General features: G+C 66.2%; 8 protein-coding genes and 2 pseudogenes. 4 read left to right on the top strand and 6 right to left on the bottom strand.

What is annotated here, in order from left to right; genetic code table 11:
* Window positions 1-124: 124 nt before the first annotated feature.
* The 3 genes and pseudogenes from AB0M47_RS40425 to AB0M47_RS40415 all read left to right on the top strand — a co-directional run.
* Entirely contained in the window at window positions 125-679 is a 555-nt protein-coding gene (locus tag AB0M47_RS40425) for a hypothetical protein (RefSeq protein WP_363423698.1), read from the top strand.
* Window positions 680-857: 178 nt separating this feature from the next.
* Complete coding sequence (locus AB0M47_RS40420; protein WP_363423695.1) at window positions 858-1,496, top strand: hypothetical protein; 639 nt, start codon at window positions 858-860, stop codon at window positions 1,494-1,496.
* A 209-nt stretch (window positions 1,497-1,705) separates the two neighbouring features.
* Window positions 1,706-2,254: pseudogene (locus tag AB0M47_RS40415) on the top strand (IS6 family transposase); the annotation flags it as partial.
* Between the two features lie 2,367 nt (window positions 2,255-4,621).
* Here the strand turns inward: AB0M47_RS40415 and AB0M47_RS40410 are convergent.
* The 6 genes and pseudogenes from AB0M47_RS40410 to AB0M47_RS40385 form a co-directional block, all read right to left on the bottom strand.
* Window positions 4,622-4,888: pseudogene (locus tag AB0M47_RS40410) on the bottom strand (IS21 family transposase); the annotation flags it as partial.
* A 259-nt stretch (window positions 4,889-5,147) separates the two neighbouring features.
* Window positions 5,148-5,981, bottom strand: a complete 834-nt coding sequence (locus AB0M47_RS40405; RefSeq protein ID WP_363423693.1) for an alpha/beta fold hydrolase — start codon at window positions 5,979-5,981, stop codon at window positions 5,148-5,150.
* 27 nt (window positions 5,982-6,008) lie between these two features.
* Window positions 6,009-6,164 (bottom strand): hypothetical protein, encoded by a 156-nt coding sequence (locus AB0M47_RS40400; protein ID WP_363423690.1) that lies wholly within the window; start codon window positions 6,162-6,164, stop codon window positions 6,009-6,011.
* A 189-nt stretch (window positions 6,165-6,353) separates the two neighbouring features.
* Entirely contained in the window at window positions 6,354-7,199 is an 846-nt protein-coding gene (locus tag AB0M47_RS40395; RefSeq protein WP_363423687.1) for an ABC transporter permease, read from the bottom strand.
* Window positions 7,196-8,161: an ATP-binding cassette domain-containing protein gene (locus tag AB0M47_RS40390; protein ID WP_363423684.1), complete on the bottom strand. Its 966-nt coding sequence runs from the start codon at window positions 8,159-8,161 to the stop codon at window positions 7,196-7,198. The genes AB0M47_RS40395 and AB0M47_RS40390 overlap by 4 nt, the downstream gene beginning before the upstream one ends.
* Before the next feature lie 104 nt (window positions 8,162-8,265).
* Complete coding sequence (locus tag AB0M47_RS40385) at window positions 8,266-8,859, bottom strand: PadR family transcriptional regulator (protein ID WP_363423681.1); 594 nt, start codon at window positions 8,857-8,859, stop codon at window positions 8,266-8,268.
* Window positions 8,860-9,020: 161 nt separating this feature from the next.
* On the opposite strand from AB0M47_RS40385, the gene AB0M47_RS40380 reads away from it, so the two are divergent.
* On the top strand, window positions 9,021-9,212 hold the full coding sequence (locus tag AB0M47_RS40380) for a hypothetical protein (protein ID WP_363423678.1): 192 nt from the start codon (window positions 9,021-9,023) through the stop codon (window positions 9,210-9,212).
* Window positions 9,213-9,492: the final 280 nt, after the last annotated feature.

Genomic DNA, 9,492 nt, shown 5'->3' with positions numbered 1-9,492 from the left:
GATACCTCCGCGCACTCAACACAGAAACCACAAACATCGATATAGTCACATCGATCCGATTACCGGGTCAACGTTTCATGTCACACCACTAGCCTTCCCGTGATCCCAAGCCGCAAGGAGCACGGTGTCTCAATCTGCCCGCCTTCTCGTCCTCGTCCCGTTCCTCGCGTCGCTCGCGCTCGCGGGGTGTTCGTCGGCAGCCGATCCGGCCGCGACCGACGCCTCGGCCACTGGGCAGACCCAGTCGTCGACCGCGGCGGCGCCAGGAACACCGGCGGCTATGACGACAGCGGCCCCGGTACCGGTGCAGCTGCCCAGCGATCCGTGTGACCTCGTCGCCACAGCGAAAATTGAGGACGTCATCGACACGACGGTCACCGGAACCTCCAACGTCGGTGAAGGGATCGGTTCGACGTGCACCTATTCGGTAGGCGACGGCACCGTCACGATCACCCTCTTCGCCAACACGAAGGAACTCGAGCGGGCCGTGGCCAGCTCTCCGGGCCAGGGCCGCACGGACATCCCCGGCATCGGTGACGAGGCGTTCGCGACAGAGTTCGCGGTCTTCGCACGCGTACAGAAGGTCGGGGTCAGCGTGGTCGTCAACGCCGCGATCACCGACCCGGGTACTCGCTCGATCGAGCTGTTGCGAGTGGCGGTTGACAACCTTCAGCCGTAGTGCATCGCCTGACGAAACACCGTGACAACGGGGCTGTCGCGGTCTGCTGTAGTTCCCGACGCCGCCGAACACTCGACGCTGCCGGCGAAGACCTTCTTGCCATCGCCAGTTTCCCGCACGAGAACTGGCGCCAGATCTGGTTCGACAACTCGCGAGAAAGGCGCAACATAAAATGCGCATGCGTAATTCAATAAAGGCCCTTCGCGACACGCTCCGTTATTCCGCCTGGGCCGCCAGCGCCGGCTTGGTCCTTGCTGGGGCGGCCGCGTGCGGTGCCGACGACGCGGTGGTCACCGGCGGTGACCACGCCGACGCCAGCGGCTCGGTCGTCCTGCATCTCACCTACGCCGTCACAGGTGACCGCCCAGTCAGCGGCACCGTCGACGCGGAAGCCTCGGCCTGGCAGGGCGGGCTCTTGTTGGAAGCCTCGTCGTGCGCCGGATACAGCGCTGGCGGCGCGGACTCCCACGACGTCAAGACGTTCGTGCTGCCCGAGAGCGACCGGGACACCATCGTCGACGGGAAGAACGTCTACCTGGTGCTCTCCGTGGCGAACTACAACGGACCGGGCAGCTACGAAGGCACCAAGGTGCTGAACGGAATCATCTCCGGCGACACCCCAGCGATCTGGATCGACGGCCGCGACGAGGGGCACGGCTTCATTGCCAGCTACGACGGCGACAGCACGAGCAAGGTCGTGGTGAAGAACGACGGCAGCGGCTCGTGGACGTTCGCCGACTTCTGGCTCTCAGAGTCGACCGGTTCGAACCGGCAAACCGTGAGCGGCACCGTCAGCTGGACTTGCGAAGAAGTCTGACCGTACCGCCCTTCAGGGGATCCGGGTCGCGCCAACGACTCCGGATCCCCGTCGCCGTCCAGCGGCCGCCGGGCGACGATCATCCGGCGCCTGATCCCCACTCAACTCATCACTGAGTTGCGGGCATCTGCCCGGGCGCTGTTGCGTTGAGCGTTGGCGTGATCGAGGCGACCTTGAGCGGTGAGGTCCTCGACCCGCTTCGCTTCTGTGTGCCGCCGACGTCGGCGTTCGCCGGGTTCCGGTTTCCGCCGGAGCTGAGCGTGGTCGCGGTGCGCTGGTATCTGCGTTTCGCCCTCTTCTGCCGCGATGTTGAGGAACTGCTGGTCGAACGTGGCGTGGACGTTGACCACGTCACCGTCCATCGGTGGATACGGTGGTTCGCCCCGCTGCTGGCCGACGCGGCCCGCTTCGCCCGGCACTCTCCGGGTGACAGGTGGTTCGTCGGCGACACGTACGTCAAAGTCAACGGCGTGTGGCGGTATGTGTACCGGCCCATCGACCAGTACGGACAGATCATCGACGTGCTCGTCTCGGCCCGGCGTAACTGCGACGCGGCGCGGCGGTTCTTCCAGCGGGCACTGTCGACATTGAAGGTTGCACCGAGTGAGCTGGTCATCGACATGGCAGCGATCTACGCCGGTGTACTGGATGAACTGGTGCCGTCGACGTGGCATCACGTCGAGCGGTATACGAACAATCCGATAGAAGCCGATCATATCCGGCTCAAACGCCGATTGAGATCGATGCACGGCCTACGAATCGGAACGGAAGCAGATCATGCCCCGAGCTCAACGGTCATCCAAATGAGACACGCCCTAAAGCTACCGCCCCGCAGCGTTGAGCTGGATGTGCGACCGCGTCCCACGCTTGCGCGTTGGCGCTGGCGAACTTCGGTAGGGCTTTGCATGCTGCTACCTGCTCACGTACACCTCGTCAGACGATTCGGCAGCATTGATGGAGTCGAGGATGAGGGCGGCGACCTCCGCTGCGGCACGGACGACTCGGCGCACAGGCCAGTCATCGGGAACGGTTCCTGTCTGAACCGCAGTCAGATAGGCCCGCGCGTCCGGGCTTGCACCAGCCGGAACGACAGGAGCCTGGCATAGGTGCCTGGCCAATCCCAAGGCGTTGTGGACCCAGCTGCGCGCACGCGATCGGGCTGCTGGTTCCAGGCGCGGATCGTTGCCGGTCAGGTTCGGCAGATCTGCGGCGAGGTCGCCGACGATCGACGGGTCGACCTGGGCGGCCAGCGACAGCATGCGGGATCGGATCGCCTCGCCATGGTCGCCGTCACGGTGCAGCAGCAGTGCCGCGCTGTGGGCGGGGTCTGATAGCAGGTAGCCGACCAGCGTCCCCGGCGATGCCACACCACCGCCCGCTTCCCCGTAGCCGACTGCCTGGATCGTGATGAGCCGCGCCGCCAAGCCGATCACGGGCAGAACGCACCGCACGGCTGCGGCGGGATCGTCGGACTCTTCCAGGATCTTCTCGAGGGCCGTGTGCATGTCGTCATGGAGATCCGACGAGAGGTCCTGGCCGGGGTCACTATCGATGGCTTCCAGCGCCGCGGCGAGATCGGCATAGCCTTGACCTGGCCCGGCAAGATGCGGTTGCTGCGCCAATGCCGCTCGCAAGCAATCGCCTCCCGCCAGCATCAGCGTCTCATGGACGATGTGGCGCAACGCCGTCGGCGACGTGACCGCACGATCCACCAGCGAGTCGATGGCAGGCAGGTCAAGACACTCGGGATGGCGGATCGCCAGCCAAACGAGAGTGTGCGCGGCGGCCGCGTCCCGCAATGCGGCGTCGTCGTCGTCGATTTCGAGCTCGTGCCGTGTCTGTTCGTTGCCGGCGAGGATCGCCACGAGAGCGTCGCGGCCGAGTTCGTCGAGCACCTGCCACGGACCGCTCAGGCCTTTCAACGGTAACGCCATGGTGGCCAGCGCCGACAAACCAGCCCACAGCAATGTGGTGATCTGGCGACGTCTGCGGTCGCTGATCTGGGTAAGCGGCTCACGGTCCGAGATCAGATTCCACAGCAAATCATGGTCGGTGACGAACTGTTCCATGAGGACGTGGCCGCGCATCTCATCCTCGACCCATCCACCAGAGCGTCCGCAGACACTGGTCTGCCGTGCACGCCGCAGCAGATCAGCGGCAAGGCTCGGATCGCCTGAGCCGCGCACGAGCATCGTGGCAGCCGACCCGTTGGCCTGCTCGAACCGGGCGGCGCGGACGAGCAAGGCGCCTAGCGCTCGGGTGAGGCACCCGCCCCAGGGTTCCTCTGCCGCGCCGGCGATGATGTCGTCTGCCAGCATGCCCAGTTGCGGGTCGGTGGGGTGCCAGATCGATCTGATGCCGCACGCCAGCAGATACAGTGCCGCTGTTTCCTGTAGCTGCTCGTCGAGCAGCTCAGCCAGCTGTCGGAGCGGCCGCTGGGGTCCGTCTGCCGAGCCGGCGATCGGGGGCAGCCAGGTGCCGTCCTCATGTGGCTGGTCGATCTTCGTGATGCTGGTTTCGTCCGCCGAGCAGGCCAGCAACCCCGGACTCCACGTCGTCAAGTGCCGCGTCAGCCCCGCGACTGCGATCGACGCCTGCGTCAAGTCGGCACTGTCCAGCACCACCACCACGTCCGCGCCACCCGGGTAGACGAACACGCGATAGTCGAGAACCGGACCGGCCAGGCCGGCATCATCGCCAGCCACGTCGTCTGGACCGTGAATCAGGCCTGGTTCCAGCCAACCGGACCGTACGGCCTCGGCCAAGGCGTCGGCCATCTGGGTGACGCCACCAATGTCCGGCTCAGGTGCAGAGATGCTGACCCGGCACACGAACGGCATGACTCGACCTCCGAAGCGGCTCAACTTTCGGACATCCCGCAGAACGAGTAAGACAACGCTAGCAACAACGACCTCGCGCTGACAGGTGCCGGTGGGCCATCGCCGCACATGCATGTGACACCAGATGCCGTCGAGAATCCGAGCCAGGCCGAACTCGAAGCCGTCCAGCGACGGTTCGTCAGCGAGGACATCGGATCCCGCTACATCTGCCGCAGCCCTGTCGCCGCTCATCAGGGACTGGTGGTCCGCTGTCGTGTCGTCGGCTCCGCCATCTGCTGTGTCGTTGTACTTGCGCGTTTCCAACGCGACAGCGTCCGCGGTGAGCGCGCCTGCACGCAGCGCCGTCGCGAGTCCGGCGACGACGTGGTCGTGTGGAAGGTGCCGGTGCAGCATCAGGACCTCAATGAGGGCACGGGTGCCGTCGGCGTCACCGTGGGCCTTGCAGGCCGCGGCCCACCAGGCGTCGTGAACGGGCGTGAACCGCCCGGATGCCCTGGCCTGCTCCAGCGCTTTCGCACCGGGTAGCGCGCCCGGTTTGCGGAGGAGGACCTCGGGAGTGCGGGGTACGACCGACGACGGAGCCGATGAGCAGCGAGTAGGCCAGGTCGAGTCCCACTGAAGCCCAGGTCAGTACGACGGCCCGGCCTTGCGTGGTGACGAAGACGTTGGTGACGAGCACGCCCAGGATCAGGCCTGTGATGCCGCCGACGACATCAAGCTCGACACCACCTGTCCGCCCCGTGTCCCTGGCGCGACGAAGATCTGCTTGCGCGGTGCCTGATCGGTCTTCCCGCAACACCTCGCGGGCCCCTCAGTGTTCGCTGCTGAAGAACCGTAGCAACAGCGGGCCGACGGTCTGTGGGTCGACGACGTGATCCGGCCCCTCGAGGGTCTCCCGTTGAGCGTGGGGTAGTAGGTCTGCGAGCTCGTCGGCTGCGCGGTCGAAGAAGTCCGAGGGCAGGCCTGCCATGTAGGGGACCGTGATCGGTCCTCCGGTGGCGACCAGGACCGGTTGGGTGACCGTTGCCAGTCGATCGGCCGGCAATTGGTAGCGGTTGAGGAAGACGCTGTCGTGGACCAGCGTGGGCGCGAGGGCGACCGAATCTGCCCAATGCGCCGTCTGCTTGCCTGCCGCTTTCCTGGCCGCGATGTTGTCGTCGGAGGCGCCGGTCATGCGCATGAACAGTTCGAGAACCTCCTCGTCTCGCCCGGCGTCGAAGGCGCGTCGGGTGTCCGCGATGTACTCCTCGAATCGCGGGCGTATGTCGTCTCCGACCGCGTAGGGCACCTCCCACACGGCGATCGTGTCGATGGCTGACCCTGCCGCGGCGGCTTCCAGCGCCAGCGCGCCGCCAGAGGACGCCCCGAACAGGTGTGCCGAGCCGCCCGCCTCCGCGATCAACGCATCCAGGTCCTCGATCTCCCTCTCCACGGCGTAAGGCTCGGTGAAGCCGCTCGCGCCGCGTCCCCGACGGGCATAGTTGTAAACCGTGAAGTGCTCGGCGAGAGCCGGCACCAAGGGAGCGTTCTCCAGCCCCTCGTCGAGTGCTCCGCCCACCAGAATGACGGCCGGACCGCTTCCTTCCCTGTCGTAGGCGATGGTGGTGCCATCGTTTGATGTCACGCGAAAGGCCATCTCCTTCATCTCACATCTCCGTTCGAGAGGTTTGTCTCAGCGCCTGAGCAGCGTGCCGACGACGGCCTCGGTGCGCGACCACCGCGCCCTTGCGATCACGGCCGCCACGACGAGAAAGGCGAGCGGCAGCCAAGGGCTCTGCTCGAGCACGAACTGATCGGTGATGACAGCACCGGTCAGCAATGCCGCCAACCCGAGACTGGCCAGGCCCGCCAGAGCCGGGATCAGAAGTCCAACCCCTCCCGCGATTCCGAGTTGTTCTTGGGGATGGTGCTCATTCGGCTCTCCCTGTCGTGTCCGGGCCTGGTACCGGTGATGGCGTTGGCCGAGTAGGCCGGGTTGTCGGAGTTGATCTCGACCAAGTGCTCGCGGTAGCGGCATCTACTTCTTGTTGCGGTAGAGGACCATGGTGATGGGACCGAACACCGCGACGAGAAGTACGGATGAGACGAGCACCCAGCCGATTTCCCCGGCGGGCACCGAGCCGTGCATCAGGCCGCGTACCACGGTCGCCAGGTGGGTGATCGGGTTGACCTCGACGACCGCCTGCAACCACCCGGGCATCGTCTTCGGGTCCACGAAGATGTTGCTCACGAACGTCAGCGGGAACATCACCATCATGCTGACCCCCGCCACCGAGTTCGGCGTGCGCAGGATCAGGCTGAGCATCGTCCACAGCCACGACAGGCAGAACGAGAACACCAGCAGCAGCACCACCGACAGCACCACCCCGACGGCGCCACCCTCCGGCCGGAACCCTAGGACCAGGCCGAGCGTGATCACGATCGCCGACCCGATCGAGTAGCGCACCAGATCGCCGAGCAGGGCACCGACCAGCGGGGATGGTCGCCACACCGGAAGTGACCTGAACCTATCGAACACCCCCTTCTGGATGTCGGTGTTCAACGTAATGCCAGTGTTCATGGTGATCATGACGTTCGCCTGCACCAGGATGCCGGGCAGCAGGAACTGCAGGTACTCCTGAGTCGACCCGGCGAGCGCGCCACCGAACAGGTAGGTGAACATCAGCGTGAACATGATCGGGAACATGGTCACGTCGACGAGCTGCTCGGGCACGTGTTTGATCTTCAGCAGCGCCCGCCAGCCGAATGTCAACGAGGTGAGCACCGGACCGGGGCTAGACGGCCGCTCACCGGCCAACAGCACACTGCGCAGCGCGTCCTCGGTGACCGGCGCCGACGCCTGCTCCGCGGACCTGGCATTCATGCGACATCCTCCTCGGGTGTCTCCTCGGCGGCGTGTCCGGTCAGGGCGAGGAACACCTCGTCCAGGCTCGGCTGACCGAGCGCGAACTCGGTGACGTCGATGCCGCTACGGGACAGCTCGGCCAGGGAACGGGCGACCCGCTCGGGGTCGGAGATCCTTGCGGACAGCGCGGCCGGGTCAGCGGACGGCTCGACCGGCACCTCGAGGACGCCAGCGAGGACCCGCTCTGCCTCGGCCCGCTGCTCGGGCGCACGTAGCCGTACGAGCAGCGAGCCGGCGCCGACCGATGCCTTGAGCTCGCCGCTCGAGCCCTCGGCGACCACCTTCCCGTGGTCGACCACCGCTATCCGGTCGGCCAGCTGGTCGGCCTCGTCGAGGTACTGCGTGGTCAGCAACACGGTGGCGCCCTCGGCGACCATGCCCCTGACGATCTCCCAGACCTGGTTCCTGCTGCGCGGGTCGAGCCCGGTCGTGGGCTCGTCGAGGAAGATCAGTTCGGGGGTGACGACCAGGCTCGCCGCGATGTCGATGCGCCGGCGCATCCCGCCGGAGTACTTCTTCACCTGCCGGTCGGCCGCCTCGGCAAGACCGAACGCGTCGAGCAGGTCGGCCGCCCGCTCCCTGCCTCGGCGGCGTGAGTAGCCGAGCAGCCTGGCGAGCAGCAACAGGTTCTCCACCCCGGTGAGGTCCTCGTCGACCGACGCGAACTGCCCGGTGAGGCCCACCCTGCTCCGCACCGCCTGGGCATCACGCACGACGTCGTAGCCGAGCACTTGCGCCTCTCCGGCGTCGGGGCGCAGGAGCGTGGCCAGCATGCGGATCGTGGTGGTCTTGCCCGCCCCGTTCGGACCGAGCACGCCGTACACGCCCCCGGCGCTCACGGCCAGGTCCACACCGGCGACCGCGTGGGTCGTGCCGAAGCTCTTCTTCAACCCTCTCGTCTCGATCGCGAGCTGTCCCATCGGTTCGATTCCTTCTCCCGGTGTTGCGAACGGATTGGTTGAGCACTAGCCAAGTTTGACTACTTGACCAAAGTACGCGAGGAGGAACGACTAGTCAAGGTTGATTAGAAGCGCATCTTGAGGGGATCGGGGACCGTTCGCCACGAACCCGGATCATCGGCCATGGTGTAGGCGCCCTCAGACAGTCGTTTGCTCAGGCTCTTCGCCCACTCCAGTTCGGTGCGTGCGTGTCCCGCCCACAGTTCGGCCTGATCGCGGACGTGCTCGGGGGCATCCCGATTGGGGTGCTCCCGCCACCTGGCCTGCACTACGAGCTCCGCTTCCAGGCGCGCGACCCGCTCGTTAACCTGCGCGATGGCATCTGTCCTGGTCAGCATGGGCAACATGGCGATGGACGCGTTGAGCATGTCCGCGTCGTGGGTGCGCCGCAGACCGTCGCGGACCAGTTCGACCATCTCGTCACGTCCCCGAGCTGTCGCGCGGTACAGAACGCGCTCCGGCCCAGAGTTGCCCGGCTCGGCGTGTTCGGTGAGGAGGCCATCAGCCGCCGCCTTCTTCAGCGCGTGATAAATCGAGCCGGGCTTGATCTTGGCCCAACTCTCCGCACCCCAGCTCTGCAGTTCGGACCGCACCTGGTAGCCATGCGCGCCGCCCGAGAGGTGCACGATACCGAGTACCAGGAGCTTCGTCGCCGACATGCACCCACCTCCGCTCAATCTGCTTGGACTCGCTCTGCTTGCGCGCCCGCCAGGCTCGAGTCAACTCCCACCAACACTAGGGTGCCCTCCTGGTCCGGGTGGTATCAGCACTGACCTACTAACGGTGCTGGTGGAGACCTCCAAAGCCAGATGGCCGAGACTTGGAGTTCGCCCGAAGGTGCGCCGCCGATGCTCGGCAGGGACTCCTGGCCGCCCTGGAACGCAGCGCCGACGTCCATGATCGGGCCGTGCGTACCTTCGGCAACGCCGGCGACGATCAGCGAGCCGAGACTCACCGCCTGGCGGCGCTCGCCGACCGTGCCCGAGCAGCCCAGATCCGAGACGGCGCGTAAACGCCCGGCCGATGACCGCTGTCGGCGGCAGGCCGATGGCGGCAGCTGCCCCGATCTGTCAGGCGTGGCTCGGCCGCCGCCAGACATCGCTCACGACGCTGCGCGAGCTGTCCTCGATGTGAGAAACCTGCTCCCGAAGGGTGACGGCGGGCGCTCTCGTCTCCGGGGCGCTCGTGGCGCAGCGCGCGGGGACTATCTCGTTAACGGTGTTTCCGGCGGTTTCCTCAGTAGGTTTCAGCTGCCGGGAATCGGTCGCTGAAGGTGATGGCGAACGCGTTCA

This window comes from Hamadaea sp. NPDC051192, from assembly GCF_040682475.1.
Classification (GTDB): Bacteria; Actinomycetota; Actinomycetes; order Mycobacteriales; family Micromonosporaceae; genus Hamadaea; species Hamadaea flava.
Note: the sequence above shows the minus strand (reverse complement) of the source record. Positions and strands in the feature narration are given on the sequence as shown.